Here is a 20115-nt window from a genome sequence, read left to right as displayed (position 1 = left end):
TGCCATGCAGAACGGGGCGTTTTGCCTTTCTGGACAGGGAACCGACCGGTGCATTGCTACTGGGCCCTGCAAGACGCCAATGCTCAGCTAGCTTGTAATGATCGGATTCCCACACGAAGGAGCAGGTCATGGCGAAAGGCAAGAAAAAGGCTGCCAGTGAAGACAAGGCAGGGCAGGTGGAACTTGGTCGCAAGGAGTACGACAGCGAGCTCAAGCGTCTCCACGTAGAGCTGGTGAAGCTCCAGCAATGGGTCGTGGACCAGGGGCTCAAGGTCTGCATCGTCTTCGAAGGCCGCGACGGCGCCGGCAAGGGCGGGACCATCAAGGCCATCACCGAGCGGGTCAGTCCTCGCGTGTTCCGGGTGGTGGCGCTGCCGGCTCCCACCGAGCGGGAAAAATCCCAGATGTACATCCAGCGCTATCTGGCCCATATGCCGGCGGCCGGTGAAATCGTGATCTTCGACCGCAGCTGGTACAACCGCGCCGGTGTCGAGCGGGTCATGGGCTTCTGCTCTGAGGAGCAAGCGCACAAGTTCCTCACGGTCACGCCGCTGTTCGAGAAGATGATGGTCGAGTCCGGAATCATCCTGGTCAAATACTGGCTGGAGGTGAGTGCCGAGGAGCAGACCCGCCGCCTCAAGGACCGCATCAACGATGGGCGCAAGATCTGGAAGCTGTCGCCCATGGACCTCAAGTCATATGCACGCTGGGACGACTACACCCGCGCCCGTGATGAAATGTTCGCCGCCACCGATTCGTCCTGGGCGCCCTGGTACATGGCGCATTCGGAAGACAAGCGGCGAGTGCGGCTGAACATCATCAGTCACCTGCTCAAGCAGATCCCCTACAAGGACCTGACCCGCGACCAGAAGGTGGAGCTACCCAAGCGCGGCAAACTTGGCAAGTACAAGCCCGCGTCCTATCCGTTCCGGCAGGTCGAGGAGATCTTCTGATCGCGCCGCCCCAGGGCGGCGAAGGCGGTTCCCATGAAATCGGTGCGTTTCCTCCTGCTGGTGCTGGCGTTGCTCCTGCTGGCACGGGGAGCCTGGGCGGAGGACCTGCCCAGTGTCGAGCTGAGCGCGGCGGAAGAGGCGGAAGTGGATTCGATGGTGCTGCCCGTCCCCTCCGCCTGGACGGGCGATTTCGAGGGAATGCGTGAGCGGCGCCTGGTGCGCATCCTGGTGCCCTACAGCAAGACCTTCTTTGCCGTAGACCGGGGGCGCCAGCGCGGGATCAGCTACGAGATCGGCAAAGGTCTCGAGCACTGGCTGAACAAGCAGTACCGCTTCAAGAACAAGTCCCTGCAGTGGCGGGTACTGTTCATTCCTGTCGGCCGTGACGAGCTGATTCCCAAGCTGCTGGAGGGGGTTGGGGATATCTCCGCCGGTGGCCTGGCTGTCACGCACCGGCGCCAGGCCCAGGTGGACTTTTCCGTTCCCTTCGCCAGTGGAATCCGAGAAGTGCTGGTCACCGGGCCGAAGAGCATGAAGGTCGCCAGCCTGGAAGACCTGGCCGGCAAGGAAGTGATGGTGCGGCCGTCCAGCAGTTACTACGAGCACCTCATCGAGCTCAACGAGACCTTCCGGGTGAAGGGGCTGGCGCCGATCACCATCAAACCCGCCGATGAGAACCTGGAGTCCGAAGACCTGCTGGAAATGGTGAATGCCGGGCTGGTGAACGCCACGGTGGTGGATCGTTACATCGCGGAAACCTGGAAATCCATGCTCCAGGACCTGGTGATACACGAGGATTTCCCGATTCGTGACGACACCGAAATCGCCTGGGCGGTTCGCAAGGGCAGCCCGCAGTTGCTCAAGGTGCTGGCGCAGTTCGCCAAGGGCCACAAACTGGGGACTGCCTTCGGCAATTCGATTCGCAACAAGTATGTGAAGAACAGCAAGGCGCTCTACGACGCCACCGATGAGGAGGAAATGAAGCGTTTCGCCGAGCTGGTGGGCTTCTTCGAGAAGCACGCCGGCACCTACGACTTCGACTACCTGATGCTGATGGCCCAGGGGTACCAGGAATCCCAGCTCAACCAGCAGGCGCGCAGCCATCGCGGCGCGGTGGGCGTGATGCAGCTGCTGCCCAGCACCGCTGCCGATCCCAGCGTGGGTATCGCGGAGATCGACAAGGACGCTGACCGCAACATCGAGGCCGGCAGCAAGTACATGAGGCTGCTGGCCGACAAGTACCTGAACGACTCCGAGCTGACGCCGCTGAACCGCACCCTGATGACCTTCGCCGCCTACAACGCAGGGCCAGGCAACCTGCGCAAATTCCGCCGCCTGGCGGAGAAATCAGGCCTGGACAAGAACATCTTGTTCGGCAACGTCGAGCACGCCGCCGCGCGCCTGGTCGGGCGCGAGACGGTCGACTACGTGGGCAACATCTACAAGTACTACGTGGCCTACAAGCTGGCGCGGGACAAGCAGGTGCGAAGGGCCACGGGCGGCTGAATCAGATCACCACGGCGGTGCCGCTGATGCTCACCATCAGCATGCTGCCGTTCTGCCCGACCACCTCGTAATCGATGTCGATGCCGACCACCGCGTTGGCGCCGAGCTTCTCGGCGTGCTCGGACAGTTCCTCGAAAGCGATTTCCCGCGCCTTGGCCAGTTCCTTTTCATAGGCACCGGAGCGTCCGCCGATGATGTCGCGAATGCCGGCGAACAGATCGCGGAACACGTTGGCACCGAGAATGGCTTCACCGACCACGATGCCCTTGTATTCACGGATGGAACGGCCTTCGAGGGTGGGGGTGGTGGAAAGGATCATGCTGCGCTCCTTGGCATTGTTGATAGAGACCGGCTGTAGGGGCGATTTCAATCGCCAAGGGCAGCGTAGCTGCCCCCCCACGGACTTGTAAGGCAGACCTTCGGCCTGCTTGGCGAATGAATTCGCCCCTACAGCAGTGGCGCCCATTCCAGCAAACACGAAAAAGGGCGGGCCCCCCTTTCGGGATGCCCGCCCTTGTCGATTGCGCGACTCAGACCAGGGTCAGGGTCACGTCGATGTTGCCGCGGGTGGCGTTGGAGTACGGGCACACGATGTGGGCCTTGTCCACGATGGCGCGGGCTTCCTCACGGTCCAGGCCGGGGATGTCGATACGCAGTTCCACTTCGATGCCGAAGCCGGTGGGGATGGCGCCGATGCCCACGATGCCTTCGATGGAGGTATCGGCCGGCAGCTTGTGCTTGTCGCGGGCGGCGACGAACTTCAGCGCGCCGAGGAAGCAGGCGGAGTAGCCGGCTGCGAACAGTTGCTCGGGGTTGGTGCCTTCGCCGCCGGCGCCGCCCAGCTCACGCGGGGTGGTCAGGCTGACGTCGAGTACACCGTCGGAGGAGATGGCGCGGCCGTCACGGCCGCCGGTGGCTTCAGCGTAGGCGCGGTACAGAACGTTTTCGATGCTCATGATGGTTTCCTTTTCAATCAGGTTTGGAGTGCGTGGTGTGCGTGGGTGGTCGGGTTGTGTGGATCAGCCGTCGTGGTTGATCAGCCATTCCGGGTACAGCGCGCCGCTGCGGCGGCTGTCCGGCTTGCCGGTGTCGGCGAAGCTGGCGGAGGAGAACGCGAGGACGGCGGTGAAGGTGATCAGGGCTTTCATGGCGAGTCTCCGGTGTTGGTTTGTTCGTTAATGTTTTGCGCGATAAGTAAGTTGGTGAGGCAAAAGTTACTGCTGAGTTATTTTGCGCGCAAGTTATTTCTTAGAGCATTTCACACTAGCTCTCTGTTGTTCTGGTCATAAGGCTCTGGAGTGCGCCATGAGTGGAATAGGTGGCGGTGCAGGGGCGGGGTTATGCTGCGTGCCGACACCGTTCCGGGTGGTCTATATGAATGGAAGCGGGTTCTTTTGATTTTGTTGTTGTAATAACAAAATATTTTGCGTTTTCTAGTGAATTTATGATCGTAATGGCAGTATTGTGGTTTATATAAAAACAAATTCACCCGCTACCTGGAGCTGAATCCATGCATCCCCGCGTACTTGAGGTAACCGAGCGTCTGGTGGAGCGCAGCCGCGCAACTCGCGAGCGCTACCTGGCGATGATCCACAAGGCGGCCAGTGACGGGCCCCAGCGCGGCAAGCTGCAGTGCGCCAACTTCGCCCACGGCGTGGCCGGCTGCGGAGGTGGCGACAAACAGCGCCTGCGCCTGATGGATTCGGCCAACGTGGCCATTGTCACCGCCTATAACGACATGCTCTCGGCCCACCAGCCCTACGAGAACTACCCGGAAAAGATTCGCCAGGCCCTGCGCGACATCGGCTCGGTGGGGCAGGTAGCCGGTGGCGTGCCGGCCATGTGCGACGGCGTCACCCAGGGCGAGCCGGGCATGGAGCTGGGCATCGCCAGCCGCGAGGTGATCGCCATGTCTACCGCCGTGGCGCTTTCCCACAACATGTTCGATGCCGCGCTGTTCCTCGGCATCTGCGACAAGATCGTCCCCGGCCTGATGATGGGTGCGCTGCGCTTCGGCCACCTGCCGTCGATCTTCGTTCCCGCCGGCCCCATGCCTTCCGGTCTTTCCAACAAGGAAAAGGCCGAGGTGCGTCAGCGCTATGCCGAAGGCAAGGCCAGCCGTGACGAGCTGCTGGAGTCGGAAATGAAGGCCTACCACAGCCCCGGCACCTGCACCTTCTACGGCACCGCCAACACCAACCAGATGCTCATGGAAGTGATGGGCCTGCACTTGCCGGGCGCATCCTTCGTCAATCCGAACACCCCGTTGCGCGAGGCGCTGAACGTGGAGGCGGCGCACCAGGTCACGCGCCTGACCCGGCAGAGTGGGCAGTTCCTGCCCATCGGCGAGATCGTCGACGAGCGCGTGCTGATCAACTCGATCGTCGCCCTGCACGCCACCGGCGGTTCCACCAACCACACCCTGCACATGCCGGCCATCGCCCAGGCGGCGGGTATCCAGCTCACCTGGCAGGACATGGCCGACCTCTCCGAAGTGGTGCCGACCCTGGCCCACGTCTATCCCAACGGCAAGGCCGACATCAATCACTTCCAGGCCGCCGGCGGCGTGGCCTTCCTGGTGCGCGAGCTGCTCGACGCCGGGCTGCTCCATGAGGACGTCAATACCGTCATGGGCCGTGGCCTGCGGCACTACACCCGCGAGCCTTTCCTCGACGACGGCAAGCTGGTCTGGCGCGACGGTCCGGCAGCGAGCCTCGACGAAAGCATCCTGCGCCCGGTGGCGCGGCCCTTCTCGCCGGAGGGCGGTTTGCGGGTGATGAAGGGCAACCTGGGGCGTGGCGTGATGAAGGTATCCGCCGTGGCCCCCGAGCATCAGGTGGTGGAAGCGCCGGCGCGTGTCTTCCATGACCAGCAGACCCTGGCCGATGCCTTCAAGGCCGGCGAGCTGGAGCGCGACCTGGTGGCCGTGATGCGCTTCCAGGGCCCGCGCAGCAATGGCATGCCCGAGCTGCACAAGATGACCCCCTTCCTCGGCGTGCTGCAGGATCGTGGCTTCAAGGTGGCCCTGGTCACTGATGGGCGCATGTCCGGCGCCTCGGGCAAGATTCCCGCGGCCATTCACGTCTGCCCGGAAGCCTTTGACGGCGGGCCGCTGGCACGGGTGCGCGACGGCGACCTGGTGCGCGTGGACGGCACCACCGGCACCCTGGAAGTGCTGGTGGACGCCGCAGAATTCGATGCCCGTGAACCGGCGCAATGGGACCTTGAACCCAACGTCGGCACCGGCCGCGAGCTCTTCGCCTTCATGCGCGAGTCCTTCAGTACGGCGGAGCAGGGTGCCAGCGCCTTCACCCGCAACCTGGAGAGCCTGAAGTGAAGCTGGCGCTGGTTGGGGATATCGGTGGTACCAACGCGCGCTTCGCGCTCTGGCGCGACGAGAAACTGGAGTCGGTACGGGTGCTGGCCACCGCCGACTTCGCAGGTCCCGAGCAGGCCATCGGTCACTACCTCGCCGGCCTTGGCCTGGCGGTGGGCAGCCTGGGCGCTGTCTGTCTGGCGGTGGCAGGGCCGGTGAGTGGCGAGCATTTCCGCTTCACCAACAATCACTGGCGGCTGAGTCGCTCGGCGTTCTGCCGCACCCTGCAGGTGGACGAGTTGCTGCTGATCAACGACTTCTCCGCGATGGCCCTGGGCATGACCCGTCTGCGCGAGCGCGAAAAGCTGCAGATCTGCCCCGGCGTTGCCGACCCGGACAGCCCGGCGGTAGTGATCGGGCCGGGCACCGGCCTCGGCGTCGGCACCCTGCTGCCCCTGGGTGAAGGACGCTGGAAGGCGCTGCCGGGGGAGGGCGGTCATGTCGACCTGCCCGTGGGCAACCTGCGCGAGGCGACGCTCTGGCAGCAGCTCCATGACCAGCTCGGCCATGTCAGTGCGGAGAATGTGCTGAGCGGCAATGGCCTGCTGCAGCTCTATCGTGCCGTGTGCGCCGTGGACGGCCATGCTCCGCGCCTGGCGTCGCCGGCCGAAGTCAGCGCGGCGGCACTGGCGGGTGATCCGCTCGCCGAGGAAGTGCTGGAGCTGTTCTGCGGCTGGCTCGGCCGGGTTGCCGGCAACAACGTGCTGACCCTCGGCGGCCGTGGCGGCGTGTATATAGTCGGCGGCGTGGTGCCGCGCTTCGCCGCGTTCTTCCAGAAGAGCGGCTTCGCCCGCAACTTCGCCAGCAAGGGCTGCATGAGCGGGTACTTCGAGGGGATTCCGGTGTGGCTGGTGACGGCCGAGTACCCAGGTCTGGAAGGGGCGGGGGTGGCCCTTGAGCAGCGGTGCTGACGTAGGGTGGATCACGCTTCATCGATCCACCGTGGGTGCTGGGTCTGGCTGAGATGGTGGATGTGAAAAGCGACATCCACCCTACTTTCAGGTCCGGCATCGAGTGAACCGATAACAACAAAGGACGGCCACTGTGAGCCAATCCGGCAAATCCATTCTCCTGGTGGACGACGACCAGGAAATTCGCGAACTGCTTGAAACCTACCTGAGCCGTGCCGGCTTCCAGGTGCGCAGCGTTGCCGATGGCGAGGGCTTCCGCCGTGCCATGGCCGAGGAGGCGGCGGACCTGGTGATACTTGATGTGATGCTGCCCGACGAAGACGGCTTCAGCCTGTGCCGCTGGGTGCGTGCGCACCAGCGCCTGTCCCAGGTGCCCATCATCATGCTCACCGCCAGCTCTGACGAAGCCGACCGGGTGATCGGCCTGGAACTGGGCGCCGACGATTACCTGGGCAAACCCTTCAGCCCCCGCGAGCTGCTGGCGCGGATCAAGGCCTTGCTGCGCCGCGTCGGCTTTGGCCAGGAGCGCCCTGTGGTCGAGGTACTGGCCTTCGACGACTGGCGCCTGGACATGATCAGCCACCGCCTGTTCCACCTCGACGGCGAAGAAGTGATCCTCTCCGGCGCCGACTTCGCCTTGTTGAAACTCTTCCTCGACCACCCGCAACAGATCCTCGACCGCGACACCATCGCCAACGCCACCCGTGGCCGCGAGGTGATGCCTCTGGAACGCATCGTCGACATGGCGGTGAGCCGCCTGCGCCAGCGCCTGCGCGATACCGGCAAGGCGCCGCGGCTGATCCGCACCGTGCGCGGCGCGGGCTACCTGTTGGCGGTCCAGGTCACGCCGCACCATCATGCCTAGCCGCCTGCGCCTGATCCCGCGCTCGCTGCTCGGGCGCATGCTCTTCCTCACTCTGCTGGTGGTGCTGCTGGCCCAGGCACTGTCCAGCGTCATCTGGGTTTCGCAACTGCGCGCCAGCCAGATGGAAGGCCTGCTCACCAGCGCCCGCAGCCTGGCGCAATCCATGGTCGCCAGCGTCAGCTACATCCGTTCGCTGCCGATCGGCTATCGCCCCATGGTGCTGGATCAGTTGCGCTCCATGGGCGGCACGCGCTTCTTCGTCTCCCTCAACGACAAGCCGCTGGAAATGCGCGTGCTCCCCGAAACCCCGCGCAAGCGTGCAGTGCTGGAGCAGGTGGAATCGGTGCTGCGCGAACGGCTGGGCAAGCAGGTGGACCTGTCCCTGCATTTCGTCAATCCGAATGACCTGCGCATCTTCAACAGCGGCCTCAAGCTCGACGAGTTGCCGCGCTCCTGGGCCCATTACGCGCTGACCCTGGAACCGGTGAATCCACCCATCCTGGTCACCCAGATCCAGATCGGGCCCAGCGAGTGGCTGTACCTCGCTTCGCTGATGCCCGAGCCCTACGCCAGCCTGGAAGACGAGGGCCTGCCGACCCAGCAGCTGTGGTTCATCATCCTCACCAGTTGCTTCCTGCTGCTGTTCATCGGCCTGCTGGTGCACTGGCAGAGCCGGCCGCTTAAGCGCCTGGCACGGGCGGCGCGGGAAATGTCCCTGGGGGCCGAAGTGGAGCCCTTGCCCGAAGCCGGCGGCAGCGAAGTGGCGGACGTGAGCCGCGCCTTCAACAGCATGCGCGAGCGCATCAGTCGCTATCTCAACGAACGCAGCCAACTGTTCAGCGCCATCTCCCATGACCTGCGGACCCCCATTACCCGCCTGCGCCTGCGGGTGGAGCTGCTGGAGGACGAAGCCGCGCAAGCCAAGTTCAGCCGCGACCTGGACGACCTGGAACTGCTGGTCAAAGGCGCGCTGCAGTGCGTGAAGGACACCGACATCCACGAGAACATCGAGCAGGTGGACTTGAACCATCTGTTACTTGGGCTGGTGGAGCCCTACCTGGGTACCGGACAAGTGACCCTGGACGGTCAGGCGTCCGACTTCTATCCCGGCAAGCCCCTGGCGCTGCGCCGCTGCATCGGCAACCTGGTGGATAACGCGCTGAAGTACGGAGAGCGCGCCCACCTGCTGATCGAGGACAGCGATGACGCCTTCGTCCTGCATGTGGACGACGAAGGCCCCGGCGTGCCGGAGCAGAAGCTGGAGCAGGTGTTCGAACCCCATTTCCGCCTGGCCGGGCATCAGCAGGGGTATGGGCTGGGCCTGGGCATCGCGCGCAACCTTGCCCACAGCCATGGCGGCGAGCTGAGCCTGAAGAACCTGCGCGACGGCGGGTTGCGGGTGACGCTGTGGTTGCCGAGGCAGGCTGGGTAATCGAGCGCTGGGAGTCTCGTAGGTTGGTGCAGAGCGCAGCGAAGCCCAACATCCGGTTCGCAGAACCGGCCCCTGGTTTCCACCAATGGAACTGTGGAGCGCTGCGCGCTCCCTGTTGGGCTTCGCAGGCTCAGCACCAACCTACAAGGGCATTTGTAACCACCCCGTGACCATCCACTATCCCTTTGTTACCCGCGGGCTTGAAGGCCGTGGTTAGACTGCAGGCAAGCGCAAGCACCGACTTGCACAGTCATAAAAACAAGAAGGTATCCCCATCCATGAATGCCATCTCCCGCCTGGCCGCTGTCGTTTCCCTCGCCTCCCTGTTCCCGCTGTCCGCCCTCGCCGGCGAAGTGGAAGTCCTGCACTGGTGGACCTCCGGTGGCGAGAAGCGTGCCGCCGATACCCTGCAGAAGCTCGTCGAAGAGAAAGGTCATACCTGGAAGGACTTCGCCGTTGCCGGTGGTGGTGGCGAGGCGGCCATGACCGTGCTGAAGACCCGCGCCGTGTCCGGCAACCCGCCGTCCGCCGCGCAGATCAAGGGGCCGGATATCCAGGAGTGGGGCGAGCTGGGCCTGCTGGCCGAACTGGACGACGTCTCCGCCGAGGGCAAGTGGGATTCGCTGCTCTCCCCGCAGGTGGCGAACATCATGAAGTACGACGGCCATTACGTGGCCGTGCCGGTCAATGTGCACCGGGTCAACTGGCTGTGGATAAACCCCGAGGCGTTCCAGAAGGCAGGGGCGACGCCGCCGACCACGCTCGATGAATTCTTCGCCGCCGCCGACAAGCTCAAGGCCGCTGGCTACATTCCGATCGCCCACGGTGGCCAGCCCTGGCAGGACGGCACCGTGTTCGAGGACCTGGTGCTCAGCATCCTGGGCCCGCAGGGCTACCACAAGGCCTTCGTCCTGCAGGACAAGGCCACGCTCACCAGCGACAAGATGGTGGAAGTCTTCGCCGCGCTGAAGAAGCTGCACGGCTATGTCGACCCGGACGCCGCAGGCCGCGACTGGAACAGCGCCACGGGGCTGGTCATCAACGGCAAGGCCGGCATGCAGATCATGGGCGACTGGGCCAAGAGCGAGTGGACCGCCGCCGGCAAGGTGGCGGGCAAGGACTACCAGTGCCTGCCATTCCCCGGCACCCAGGGCAGCTTTGCCTACAACATCGACTCCCTGGCCATGTTCAAGCTCAAGGACGAGGCCAACATCCAGGCGCAGAACGACCTGGCGCGCACCGTTCTCGAACCGCAGTTTCAGCAGTTCTTCAACCAGAACAAGGGCTCCATTCCGGTCCGCCTGGACCAGGACATGTCGAGCTTCGACGCCTGCGCCCAGCAGTCCATGAAGGACTTCAAGGAAGCCGCAGCGGGTGATGGCCTGCAGCCGAGCCTGGCCCACGGCATGGCCGCCTCCAGCTATGTGCAGGGCGCGGTGTTCGACGTGGTCACCAACTTCTTCAACGACCCCGCCGCCGATCCGAAGAAGGCCGCGCAGCAACTGGCCGCCGCGATCCAAGCGGTGCAGTAAGCGGTCGGGCCGCGTAGGCGGCCCCATTTCCAGCTCTCCAAACCGGTGCAGGTCTCCAGGCTTGCGCCTCGGGACCGGCCGCGCCGCTTTTCACCCCTCTCCCAAAGGGAGAGGGGGTTATCCGTGCAACTCGCTATGACGGAGTCTCCCATGAGCTCAACCGCAGTCTTCGCCAAGGCCTCGCCGCTGGACGCGCTGCAACGCTGGCTACCCCGGCTGGTGCTGGCGCCCAGCGTGCTGATCGTGCTGGTCGGCTTCTATGGCTACATCCTCTGGACCTTCCTGCTGTCCTTCACCAACTCGCGCTTCATGCCCAGCTACAAGTTCGTCGGGCTGCAGCAGTACGAACGCCTGCTGGACAACGACCGCTGGTGGGTGGCCAGCCACAACCTGCTGGTCTACGGCGGACTGTTCATCGCCATCAGCCTGGTGATCGGGGTGTTCCTGGCCGTGCTGCTGGACCAGCGCATCCGTCGCGAAGGTTTCATCCGCACCGTCTACCTCTACCCCATGGCGCTGTCGATGATCGTCACCGGCACCGCCTGGAAGTGGCTGCTCAACCCTGGCCTCGGCCTGGACAAGCTGCTGCGCGACTGGGGCTGGGAGGGCTTTCGCCTCGACTGGCTGGTGGACCCGGACCGCGTCGTCTACTGCCTGGTGATCGCCGCCGTGTGGCAGTCCTCGGGCTTTGTCATGGCGCTGTTCCTGGCCGGGCTGCGCGGTGTGGACCAGTCGATCATCCGCGCCGCCCAGGTGGATGGCGCGGGCCTGCCGACCATCTACCTGCGCATCGTCCTGCCGAGCCTGCGCCCGGTGTTCTTCAGCGCGCTGATGATCCTCGCCCACATCGCCATCAAGAGCTTCGACCTGGTCGCTGCCATGACCGCTGGCGGCCCCGGCTACGCCTCCGACCTGCCGGCGATGTTCATGTACGCCCACACCTTCACCCGCGGCCAGATGGGCCTCGGTGCCGCCAGCGCGATGCTCATGCTGGGCGCGGTGCTGGCGATCCTCGTGCCCTACCTGTATTCCGAACTGAGGAACAAGCGCCATGACTAGCCTGGCCGGAAAACCCGCCTTCAGTTTCAGCCGCCTGGCCATCCACGCCACGCTGTTCTTCGCCTGTGCTCTCTACCTGGTGCCGCTGGTGGTGATGCTGCTGACCAGCTTCAAGACGCCCGACGACATCCGCACCGGCAACCTGCTGTCGATTCCGGACGTGTTCACGGTGATCGGCTGGGCCAAGGCCTGGGCCAGCGTCGGTGGCTACTTCTGGAACTCGGTGAAGATCACGGTTCCGGCGGTGATCATCTCCACGCTGCTTGGCGCGCTGAACGGCTATGTGTTGTCCATGTGGCGCTTCCGGGGCTCGCAGCTGTTCTTCGGCCTGCTGCTGTTCGGCTGCTTCCTGCCGTTCCAGGTGGTGCTGCTGCCAGCGTCCTTCACCCTCGGTCAGTTCGGCCTGGCCAATACCACCGGCGGCCTGGTGCTGGTGCACGTGGTCTACGGACTGGCGTTCACCACGCTGTTCTTCCGCAATTTCTACGTGAGCATCCCGGACGCCCTGGTACGGGCGGCACGGCTGGATGGGGCGGGGTTCTTCACCATCTTCGGGCGCATCCTGCTGCCGATGTCGGTGCCGACCATCATGGTCTGCCTGATCTGGCAGTTCACCCAGATCTGGAACGACTTCCTCTTCGGCGTGGTGTTCGCCAGCGGCGATACCCAGCCCATCACCGTGGCCCTGAACAACCTGGTGAACACCAGCACCGGGGTCAAGGAATACAACGTCGACATGGCTGCCGCGATGATCGCCGGCCTGCCCACCCTGCTGGTCTACGTATTCGCCGGCAAATACTTCCTGCGCGGCCTCACCGCTGGCGCGGTCAAGGGCTGACGCCCTCAAGATTGGAGAGTGACATGGCAACCCTCGAACTGCGCAATGTGAACAAGTCCTACGGCAGCGGCCTGGCGGACACCCTGAAGAACATCGAGCTGTCCATCGACTCCGGCGAGTTCCTGATCCTCGTCGGCCCTTCTGGCTGCGGTAAGTCCACCCTGATGAACTGCATCGCCGGGCTGGAGAGCATCAGCGGCGGCGCGATCATGGTCGACGGCCAGGACATCAGCGGCATGAGCCCCAAGGACCGGGACATCGCCATGGTGTTCCAGTCCTACGCGCTGTACCCGACCATGAGCGTGCGCGAGAACATCGCCTTCGGCCTGAAGATCCGCAAGCTGCCCCAGGCCGAGATCGATGCGGAGGTCGCCCGCGTGGCCAAGCTGCTGCAGATCGAGCACCTGCTGCAGCGCAAGCCCAGCCAGCTCTCCGGTGGCCAGCAGCAGCGCGTGGCCATGGGGCGGGCCCTGGCGCGGCGGCCGAAGATCTACCTGTTCGACGAGCCGCTGTCGAACCTCGACGCCAAGCTGCGGGTGGAGATGCGCACCGAGATCAAACTGATGCACCAGCGGCTGAAGACCACCACCGTCTATGTCACTCATGACCAGATCGAGGCCATGACCCTGGGCGACAAGGTGGCGGTGATGAAGGACGGCATCATCCAGCAGTTCGGCACCCCGCGAGAGATCTACAACGACCCGGCCAACCTCTTCGTCGCCGGCTTCATGGGCTCGCCGCCGATGAACTTCATCCCCCTGCGCCTGCAGCGCCGCGACGGTCGGCTGATGGGCCTGCTGGACAGCGCCGACGGCCATTGCGAACTGCCCCTGGGCAACGTGGCCGGTGAGCTGGAAGGCCGCGAGCTGATCCTCGGCATCCGCCCGGAGCAGGTGCTGGTCGGTGCCAGCGACCTGCCGGCGATTCGCGCGCAGGTGCAGGTGCTGGAGCCCACCGGGCCGGACACCCTGGCCTTCGTCGAGATCAACCAGACCAAGGTCTGCTGCCGCCTGGCGCCCGATTCGCCAGCGCGCGTGGGCGACACCCTCGACCTGCAATTTGCGCCCGACAAGGTACTGCTGTTCGACGCACAGAGCGGCGAGCGGCTGTGTGTGCCGGGAAAGTCGGCCGTGACTGAGCCCGCCAGGGTCGCGCGCCTGAAGGGCCTGTAGGAGCGAGCTCTGCTCGCGAGGGGGGCGCACGGAGCCGAGCTTTTTCGCGAGCAGAGCTCGCTCCTACGTGGGCATCACGGAAGCGATCCATCGCAACAACAATAAAAATCTGGAGTGGACATGAGCACGACGATCAAAGGTTTGTGGGTACTGCCCTGCGCGCTATTTGTTTTTTCGGGGGTTGCGCAGGCGGTGGAGTTCACCGGCTACATGCGCAGCGGCGCCGGTGGGTCCAGCGAAGGTGGTACGCAATCCTGCTTCCAGCTGCCGGGGGCGCAATCCAAATACCGTCTGGGGAACGAGTGCGAGCAATACATCGAACTGGACCTGCGCCAGGACCTCGCCAAGCTCGATGATGGTTCGGTGATCAGCGTCGAAGGCATGGCGCAGCTGTTCAACGAATACGGCCACACCCCCGAGTTTACCGGTGACCACGGCTTCACGCGGATGAACCAGATGTACGCCGAGTGGAGCAACATGCCGGCGCTCAATGGTGGCTCCTTCTGGGCGGGGCGCCGCTTCTACAAGCGGAACGATATCCACATCTCCGACTACTACTACTGGAACCAGAGCGCCACCGGCTTCGGCTTCGACGAAGTGGCCATTGGCGACCTGAAGTACAGCTACGTGTTCTCGCGCAAGGACAACGTCTTCCAGGACCCCTACATCAACCGCCACGACTTCAACGTGGCCGGCTTCCAGACCAACCCCGGCGGCGAAGTGGAGCTGGGCGTCAGCTACCTCGACAAGCCCGACAGCACCGATGCCCACAGCGGCTGGTCGGTGGCAGCGCAGCACAAGCAGAAGGAATTCCTCGGCGGAGTGAACACCTTCGCCCTGCAGTACGGCCGTGGACCGGGCACCGCGCTGGGCTACACCGGCGACCCCACGCTGGACAACAGCAACCAGAGCTGGCGCGTGGTGGAGTTCTTCGACTGGCAGGTAACGCCGCGCTTCGGTGGCCAGTTCGAGGTGATCTACCAGAAGGACAAGCGCCCGGATGGCGACGACCAGAACTGGCTCTCCGTCGGCGTGCGTCCGGTCTATGCCATCACCGAGCAGTTCAAGCTGGTCACCGAGCTTGGCCGGGACCAGGTGGAAGCACCCGGCGGTACCCGCAAGCTGACCAAGTTCACCATCGCGCCCACCTGGTCGCCGGCCGGTCCCGGCTTCTGGCAACGCCCGGAAATCCGCCTGTATTACACCTACGCCAGCTGGAACGAAGCGGCCCAGCGTGCGGCCAGCGAACTGGCGGCGGGTTCGGCGCTGTCCGATACCGGTGCCTTCGGCGACGCGCTGCACGGCTCCAACTTCGGTGTGCAGCTGGAGTACTGGTGGAAGTGATGCGCAGCGCCAGGCCGCATCGGGTGAAGGCGGGGGAGGGGGTCGACCATCCCTTCGCCGACCTGTTGCGTCCGGCGGCCGGGCAGCCATTCCGCTGGGCCGAACACCAGGGCCGCGAGCTGCTGTTGGTGGAGCACTCGCGCTGCTCGGCGGTGTTCAGTCGCCAGGGCGGCCAGTTGCTGCACTTCCAGCCCCACGGCGAGCGGCCGTTGCTCTGGTGCGCGACGCGCTGGCCGCGCATTGGCGCCATTCGCGGCGGCGTACCGGTGTGCTGGCCCTGGTTCGGCCGGCACCCCATGGAGGGCGGCTGGCCCCATCACGGTTGGGCGCGGTTGTCGGATTGGCGACTTATCCACAAGGCCGCCGACGACAACGCCGTGCGTCTGACCTGGCGCCTCGATCTGCACGACTGGCAAGTGGAACTGGAGGCGGAACTGGGCGAGCGCATGAGCCTGCAACTGGTTACCCGCCACCGCGACAGCGAGCCCTGCGTGCTCAGCCATGCGCTGCACGCCTACTGGCGGGTGAGCGACGTGGCGCGGGTCGCCCTGCTCGGGCTGGACGGTGCCGAAGGGCGCGATCTGCTGAGCCGCGAACCCTGTCGGCAGGAGGGCGAACTGCGCGTGATCGACGGCTGTCACCGGGTGTTCCGGCAGGGCGGCCGCGTGAAGATTCAGGATGCCGGTTGGCAGCGACGTTTGTGCATCGACGGTGGGAACAATCCGAACACCGTGGTCTGGCATCCCGGCAGCCGGCCCTTATCCGAAGTGAGTTGGGCGGAGGGGTTGGGGTTTCTTTCCGTGCAGGGCGCGGCCTGTGGACAAGACAGCGTGGAGCTGGTGGCGGGGGAGGAGGCGAGGTTGGGTTTGAAGGCGTGGGTTGGATGAGGGCCCTCTCCCGCAAGCGGGAGAGGGGGCTGTCCGTGCTGTGGTTGATGCCGGCGCGGGCTGCTTGTCTCCCCTCTCCCTCTGGGAGAGGGGCCGGGGGTGAGGGGGCGTCAGGACGGCTCCTCATCCGCCGGATACCGGCTGGCATTGAGGCTTTCCTTGATCTTGCGCAGGTGCGGCTGGAAGTCGACGCCGCGGCGCAGGGTCATGCCGGTGGCGAGCACGTCGAGCACGGTCAGCTGGATGATGCGCGAGGTCATCGGCATGTAGATGTCGGTGTCTTCCGGCAGCGGGATGTCGAGGCTCAGGGTGCTGGCTTTGGCCAGCGGCGAACCTGCGGCGGTAAGGCCGAGCACCGAAGCACCGTTCTGTCGCGCCAGGCGCGCCACTTCCACCAGTTCGCGGGTACGGCCGGTGTAGGAAATGATCACGAAGAGGTCGCCCGTGTGGGCCACCGAGGCCAGCATCCGCTGCATCAGGACATCGGAATGGGCGGATACGGCGAGGTTGAAGCGGAAGAACTTGTGCTGGGCGTCCAGGGCCACCGAGGCCGAGGCACCGAGCCCGAAGAAGTGGATCTGCCGGGCCTGGATCATCAGGTCCACGGCGCGGCTGATCAATTGCGGGTCGAGGCTCTGCAGGGCACTGTCCAGGGAGGCAATGGCGCTGCCGAAGATCTTCCGGGTGTAGGCCTCGGGACCATCGTCGGCGGCGACCGCCTGGCTCACGTAGGCGGCACCGCTGGCCAGGCTTTGCGCCAGCTGCATCTTCAGTTCCGGGTAGCCGTTGACGCCGAACGAGCGGCAGAAGCGGTTCACCGTCGGCTCGCTGACCTGAGCCGCCTGGGCCAGGGCCGCGATGCTGTAGCGGGTGGCCTGCTGCGGGTCGCGCAGGATGACTTCGGCGACCTTGCGCTCGGCCTTGTTGAGTTCGTCGAGGCGGTTCTGGATCTGCTCCAGCAGATTGTGCACGCGGTCCATTGGGATTCCTGGGAAGGGGCCTGCAATCGGTGGCCTATCGTACTGAGCGCACCCAGGCTGGGCCACCGTAATCTCGTATGTTGGTAAATGTAGTTTTATTACTACATTTTGTCTTGCTGTAACGACTAACTGGGTGTATTCATAAGCTTATGTTTGATAGAAGAACAAATATCATGGCCTCACAACCTGTCGAACCCTGCACCCTGGCCCTGTTCGGCGGCCTCGGTGACCTGGCACTGCGCAAGCTGTTCCCCGCGCTCTATCAACTGGACCGTGCCGGCCTGCTGGCCGCCGATACGCGCATCCTCGCCCTGGGCCGCGAAAGCGGCGAGCCCGCCACCCATATCGCCGAGATCGGCGAGCACCTGCGCCGCTACGTGCCGGCCGGTGAGGTGGAAGAGGGCGCCAGGCAGCGCTTCCTGGCCCGGCTCGACTACCTCGCCATGGACTTCCTCGACGCCAATGCCTACCCGGCCCTGGCCGACAAGCTGGGGCCGGTGGCCAGGCTAATCGCCTACTTCGCCACGCCGGCCGCCGTGTACGGTGCCATCTGCGAGGGGCTCGCGGCCACGGGACTGGCCGAGCGCACCCGTGTGGTGCTGGAAAAACCCATCGGCCATGACCTGGATTCCTCCCGCGCGGTGAACGAAGCGGTGGCGGCGCACTTCCCGGAGAACCGCACCTACCGGATCGACCACTACCTGGGCAAGGAGACGGTGCAGAACCTGATTGCCCTGCGCTTCGCCAACAGCCTGTTCGAGACGCAGTGGAACCAGCACCACATCTCCCACGTGGAAATCACCGTGGCCGAGCAGGTGGGCATTGAGGGCCGCTGGGGCTATTTCGACCAGGCCGGCCAACTGCGCGACATGATCCAGAACCACCTGCTGCAACTGCTCTGCCTGATCGCCATGGACCCGCCCAGCGACCTCTCCGCCGACAGCATCCGTGACGAAAAGGTGAAAGTGCTGAAAGCCCTGGCGCCCATCGCCCCGGAACATCTCGGGCAGCAGGTGGTGCGTGGCCAGTACGTGGCCGGCAACATCCTCGGCAAGACGGTGGCCGGCTACCTGGAGGAAGAACACGCCAATACCCACAGCGACACCGAGACCTTCGTCGCCCTGCGTGCGGAGATCCGCAACTGGCGCTGGTCCGGCGTGCCCTTCTACCTGCGTACCGGTAAGCGCATGCCGCAGAAGCTCTCGCAGATCGTCATACACTTCAAGGAACCGCCGCACTACATCTTCGCCCCCGAGCAGCGGCCGTTGATCAGCAATCGCCTGGTCATCCGTCTCCAGCCGGACGAAGGCATTTCCCTGCAGGTGATGACCAAGGAACAGGGCCTGGACAAGGGCATGCAGCTGCGCAGCGATCCGCTGCAGCTGAGCTTTTCCAACACCTATCGCAGCGCGCGGATTCCAGACGCCTACGAGCGTCTGCTGCTGGAAGTGATGAAGGGCAACCAGAATCTCTTCGTGCGCAAGGACGAAATCGAATACGCCTGGAAATGGTGCGACCAGCTGATCGCCGGGTGGCGGCAGCAGGGCGACGCGCCCAGACCCTACGCGGCGGGAACCTGGGGGCCGACGGCCTCCATTGCATTGATCACCCGTGATGGCAGGAGCTGGTATGGCGATCTTTAATCTGGACCTGCCGACGCAGGTCACTGGGCTCAGCCTCAGTAGCCCCGAACAACTGGCCGGTGAACTGGCCATCACCGTTGCCAACGCCCTGCGCGCGGCCATCGAGGCCCGCGGTTCGGCCGTGCTGGTGGTGTCCGGCGGGCGCAGCCCGATCACCTTCTTCGAGCGCCTTTGCGGGCAGACCCTGGACTGGTCGAGGGTCACCATCAGCCTGGCCGACGAACGCTTCGTGCCGGTCCGCCACGCCGACAGCAATGAAGGCCTGGTGCGCCACCATCTGTTGAAGGGCGAGGCCGCCAGCGCGCGCTTCCTCGGCCTCTACCACAGCGCGCCGAGCCTGGATGAGGCTGCCCGCCTGGCCCATGTGGCCCTGGCCGAACTGGGCGCTATCGACGTGCTGGTGCTGGGCATGGGCGAGGACGGCCACACCGCTTCGCTGTTCCCCGGCAGCCCGAACCTCGAACAGGCGCTGAGTTCCGACTGCGAACGCCGCTGCCTGCCGATGCAGGCCCCCAGCGTGCCGCGCCAGCGCCTCACCCTGACCTTGCCGCTGCTGGCCAGTGCGCAGCTGACCCTGCTGGCCGTGCAAGGCCAGGCCAAGCTGGCCACCCTGGCCGCCGCCCTGGCGGGAGAAGACGTGTCGGCCATGCCGATCCGCGCTTTCCTCCGCCATCCCCTGGAAATCCACTGGTGCCCCTGAGCCCGAAGGAACGCCCATGACCAGCCTCCCCACCAATCGGGCCACCAGTCGCGAAGCCGTGCCGAGCATGGCCGACAAGGCTGCCCTGATCGACATTCTCTGCGGTGCGGCACGCATCCTTCCGGTGATCACCATCGAGCGCGAGCAGGACGCCCTGCCGCTGGCCGATGCCCTGGCCGCCGGTGGCCTGCGCACCCTGGAAATCACTCTGCGCTCCGAACACGGCCTGGCCGCGATCCGCACCCTGCGTGAGCAGCGCCCGGAGCTGTGCGTCGGCGCCGGCACCGTGCTCGACGAGTGGATGCTCGCCGAGGCCGAAGCCGCCGGTTCGCAATTCATCGTCACCCCCGGCTGCACCGCCGAACTGCTGCGGGCCGGCGTCTACAGCCCGTTGCCGTTGCTGCCGGGCATCAGCAGCGCCTCGGAAATCATGCTGGGCTACGCCCTGGGCTATCGCCGCTTCAAGCTGTTCCCGGCGGAAGTCTGCGGCGGCATCAAGGCCCTCAAGGCCTTCGGTGGCCCTTTCCCGGGCATCCGCTTCTGCCCGACCGGCGGGGTCAATCCCGACAACCTGCGCGACTACATGGCCCTGCCCAACGTGATGTGCGTGGGCGGCACCTGGATGATGGACAAGGAATGGATCCGCAACGGCGACTGGCAGCGCATCCAGGAAGCCACGGCAGCGGCGTTGGAGCTGTTGCACTGATGTAGGCAGAGAGCGTTCTGCTTTTTGTGGGGGCGATTTCAATCGCTATGCAGGCCTCAGGCCTGCCCTTCAAACCTCCCTGGGGACACTGCGTGCCCCATTGCGAATGAATTCGCCCCCACAGGGTTCATGCCCACCCCAGTAACTGCGTAGCCCATTCCCATATCGCACCCGGTTGCGAAGTAGATTCCGCCAAACGGTTTGCTGAAAC

General features: G+C 64.8%; 19 protein-coding genes. 15 read left to right on the top strand and 4 right to left on the bottom strand.

Features of this window, described 5'->3' with window-relative positions:
- Positions 1-128 precede the first annotated feature (128 nt).
- Together ppk2 and E8F06_RS28610 are read left to right on the top strand one after the other, a co-directional pair.
- Positions 129-953 carry a polyphosphate kinase 2 gene (ppk2, locus tag E8F06_RS28615; RefSeq protein WP_280372522.1) on the top strand — a complete coding sequence of 275 codons (825 nt, stop codon included), beginning with the start codon at positions 129-131 and terminating at the stop codon, positions 951-953.
- A gap of 33 nt (positions 954-986) precedes the next feature.
- The gene (locus tag E8F06_RS28610; RefSeq protein ID WP_280372521.1) at positions 987-2459 is read left to right on the top strand and encodes a lytic transglycosylase F; all 1473 of its coding nucleotides are present in this window, start codon (positions 987-989) and stop codon (positions 2457-2459) included.
- A gap of 1 nt (position 2460) precedes the next feature.
- Here E8F06_RS28610 and E8F06_RS28605 read toward each other — a convergent pair whose 3' ends face one another.
- From E8F06_RS28605 to E8F06_RS28595, 3 genes are all read right to left on the bottom strand, one after another.
- The gene (locus E8F06_RS28605; RefSeq protein ID WP_280372520.1) at positions 2461-2778 is read right to left on the bottom strand and encodes a heavy metal-binding domain-containing protein; all 318 of its coding nucleotides are present in this window, start codon (positions 2776-2778) and stop codon (positions 2461-2463) included.
- 211 nt (positions 2779-2989) lie between these two features.
- Positions 2990-3415, bottom strand: a complete 426-nt coding sequence (locus E8F06_RS28600) for an organic hydroperoxide resistance protein (protein ID WP_151132280.1) — start codon at positions 3413-3415, stop codon at positions 2990-2992.
- A gap of 63 nt (positions 3416-3478) precedes the next feature.
- Positions 3479-3607 (bottom strand): hypothetical protein, encoded by a 129-nt coding sequence (locus tag E8F06_RS28595; protein WP_256873349.1) that lies wholly within the window; start codon positions 3605-3607, stop codon positions 3479-3481.
- Positions 3608-3969: 362 nt separating this feature from the next.
- Between E8F06_RS28595 and edd the strand changes: the two genes are divergently transcribed.
- The 10 genes from edd (at position 3970) to E8F06_RS28545 (ending at position 15875) form a co-directional block, all read left to right on the top strand.
- A complete protein-coding gene (edd, locus tag E8F06_RS28590; protein WP_280372519.1) occupies positions 3970-5796 on the top strand; it encodes a phosphogluconate dehydratase in 1827 nt (608 codons plus the stop codon).
- The gene (locus E8F06_RS28585) at positions 5793-6746 is read left to right on the top strand and encodes a glucokinase (RefSeq protein WP_280372518.1); all 954 of its coding nucleotides are present in this window, start codon (positions 5793-5795) and stop codon (positions 6744-6746) included. Before edd ends, E8F06_RS28585 begins: the two co-directional genes overlap by 4 nt.
- A gap of 133 nt (positions 6747-6879) precedes the next feature.
- Positions 6880-7611, top strand: a complete 732-nt coding sequence (locus tag E8F06_RS28580; protein WP_280372517.1) for a response regulator — start codon at positions 6880-6882, stop codon at positions 7609-7611.
- On the top strand, positions 7604-9043 hold the full coding sequence (locus E8F06_RS28575) for an ATP-binding protein (protein WP_280372516.1): 1440 nt from the start codon (positions 7604-7606) through the stop codon (positions 9041-9043). Before E8F06_RS28580 ends, E8F06_RS28575 begins: the two co-directional genes overlap by 8 nt.
- A gap of 278 nt (positions 9044-9321) precedes the next feature.
- A complete protein-coding gene (locus E8F06_RS28570; RefSeq protein ID WP_280372515.1) occupies positions 9322-10575 on the top strand; it encodes an ABC transporter substrate-binding protein in 1254 nt (417 codons plus the stop codon).
- A 150-nt stretch (positions 10576-10725) separates the two neighbouring features.
- Positions 10726-11634 (top strand): sugar ABC transporter permease, encoded by a 909-nt coding sequence (locus E8F06_RS28565; RefSeq protein ID WP_280372514.1) that lies wholly within the window; start codon positions 10726-10728, stop codon positions 11632-11634.
- Positions 11627-12472, top strand: coding sequence for a carbohydrate ABC transporter permease (locus E8F06_RS28560; protein WP_280372513.1), 846 nt, complete (start codon positions 11627-11629; stop codon positions 12470-12472). Before E8F06_RS28565 ends, E8F06_RS28560 begins: the two co-directional genes overlap by 8 nt.
- 23 nt (positions 12473-12495) lie before the next feature.
- On the top strand, positions 12496-13644 hold the full coding sequence (gene ugpC, locus E8F06_RS28555) for a sn-glycerol-3-phosphate ABC transporter ATP-binding protein UgpC (RefSeq protein ID WP_280372512.1): 1149 nt from the start codon (positions 12496-12498) through the stop codon (positions 13642-13644).
- Between the two features lie 210 nt (positions 13645-13854).
- Positions 13855-14988 carry a carbohydrate porin gene (locus tag E8F06_RS28550; RefSeq protein ID WP_280372642.1) on the top strand — a complete coding sequence of 378 codons (1134 nt, stop codon included), beginning with the start codon at positions 13855-13857 and terminating at the stop codon, positions 14986-14988.
- Positions 14988-15875, top strand: coding sequence for a D-hexose-6-phosphate mutarotase (locus tag E8F06_RS28545; RefSeq protein WP_280372511.1), 888 nt, complete (start codon positions 14988-14990; stop codon positions 15873-15875). Before E8F06_RS28550 ends, E8F06_RS28545 begins: the two co-directional genes overlap by 1 nt.
- 110 nt (positions 15876-15985) lie before the next feature.
- On the opposite strand, the gene E8F06_RS28540 is transcribed toward E8F06_RS28545, so the two are convergent.
- Positions 15986-16846, bottom strand: coding sequence for a MurR/RpiR family transcriptional regulator (locus E8F06_RS28540; RefSeq protein ID WP_190827877.1), 861 nt, complete (start codon positions 16844-16846; stop codon positions 15986-15988).
- A gap of 182 nt (positions 16847-17028) precedes the next feature.
- Here E8F06_RS28540 and zwf point away from each other — a divergent pair, with 182 nt between their 5' ends.
- From zwf to E8F06_RS28525, 3 genes are read left to right on the top strand one after another with little or no spacing between them, the layout of a single operon-like run.
- A complete protein-coding gene (gene zwf, locus E8F06_RS28535; protein ID WP_280372510.1) occupies positions 17029-18498 on the top strand; it encodes a glucose-6-phosphate dehydrogenase in 1470 nt (489 codons plus the stop codon).
- Positions 18485-19198 (top strand): 6-phosphogluconolactonase, encoded by a 714-nt coding sequence (gene pgl, locus E8F06_RS28530; RefSeq protein ID WP_280372509.1) that lies wholly within the window; start codon positions 18485-18487, stop codon positions 19196-19198. Before zwf ends, pgl begins: the two co-directional genes overlap by 14 nt.
- A gap of 16 nt (positions 19199-19214) precedes the next feature.
- Positions 19215-19904: a bifunctional 4-hydroxy-2-oxoglutarate aldolase/2-dehydro-3-deoxy-phosphogluconate aldolase gene (locus E8F06_RS28525; RefSeq protein ID WP_280372508.1), complete on the top strand. Its 690-nt coding sequence runs from the start codon at positions 19215-19217 to the stop codon at positions 19902-19904.
- Positions 19905-20115: the final 211 nt, after the last annotated feature.

The organism is Pseudomonas sp. BN411, assembly GCF_029871235.1.
Taxonomy (GTDB): domain Bacteria; phylum Pseudomonadota; class Gammaproteobacteria; order Pseudomonadales; family Pseudomonadaceae; genus Metapseudomonas.
The sequence above is the reverse complement of the archived record's forward strand: the minus strand, read 5'-3'. Positions and strand labels throughout refer to the sequence as shown.

Bases quoted from the DNA above. Each gene is read 5' to 3' on its own strand.
- E8F06_RS28575 (WP_280372516.1), top strand. From the start codon at position 7,604: ATGCCTAGCCGCCTGCGCCTGATCCCGCGCTCGCTGCTCGGGCGCATG.
- zwf (WP_280372510.1), top strand. From the start codon at position 17,029: ATGGCCTCACAACCTGTCGAACCCTGCACCCTGGCCCTGTTCGGCGGC.
- E8F06_RS28560 (WP_280372513.1), top strand. From the start codon at position 11,627: ATGACTAGCCTGGCCGGAAAACCCGCCTTCAGTTTCAGCCGCCTGGCC.
- E8F06_RS28570 (WP_280372515.1), top strand. From the start codon at position 9,322: ATGAATGCCATCTCCCGCCTGGCCGCTGTCGTTTCCCTCGCCTCCCTG.
- edd (WP_280372519.1), top strand. From the start codon at position 3,970: ATGCATCCCCGCGTACTTGAGGTAACCGAGCGTCTGGTGGAGCGCAGC.
- E8F06_RS28600 (WP_151132280.1), bottom strand. From the start codon at position 3,415: ATGAGCATCGAAAACGTTCTGTACCGCGCCTACGCTGAAGCCACCGGC.
- E8F06_RS28525 (WP_280372508.1), top strand. From the start codon at position 19,215: ATGACCAGCCTCCCCACCAATCGGGCCACCAGTCGCGAAGCCGTGCCG.
- E8F06_RS28610 (WP_280372521.1), top strand. From the start codon at position 987: ATGAAATCGGTGCGTTTCCTCCTGCTGGTGCTGGCGTTGCTCCTGCTG.
- E8F06_RS28545 (WP_280372511.1), top strand. From the start codon at position 14,988: ATGCGCAGCGCCAGGCCGCATCGGGTGAAGGCGGGGGAGGGGGTCGAC.
- ppk2 (WP_280372522.1), top strand. From the start codon at position 129: ATGGCGAAAGGCAAGAAAAAGGCTGCCAGTGAAGACAAGGCAGGGCAG.
- pgl (WP_280372509.1), top strand. From the start codon at position 18,485: ATGGCGATCTTTAATCTGGACCTGCCGACGCAGGTCACTGGGCTCAGC.
- E8F06_RS28565 (WP_280372514.1), top strand. From the start codon at position 10,726: ATGAGCTCAACCGCAGTCTTCGCCAAGGCCTCGCCGCTGGACGCGCTG.
- E8F06_RS28605 (WP_280372520.1), bottom strand. From the start codon at position 2,778: ATGATCCTTTCCACCACCCCCACCCTCGAAGGCCGTTCCATCCGTGAA.
- E8F06_RS28550 (WP_280372642.1), top strand. From the start codon at position 13,855: ATGCGCAGCGGCGCCGGTGGGTCCAGCGAAGGTGGTACGCAATCCTGC.
- ugpC (WP_280372512.1), top strand. From the start codon at position 12,496: ATGGCAACCCTCGAACTGCGCAATGTGAACAAGTCCTACGGCAGCGGC.
- E8F06_RS28595 (WP_256873349.1), bottom strand. From the start codon at position 3,607: ATGAAAGCCCTGATCACCTTCACCGCCGTCCTCGCGTTCTCCTCCGCC.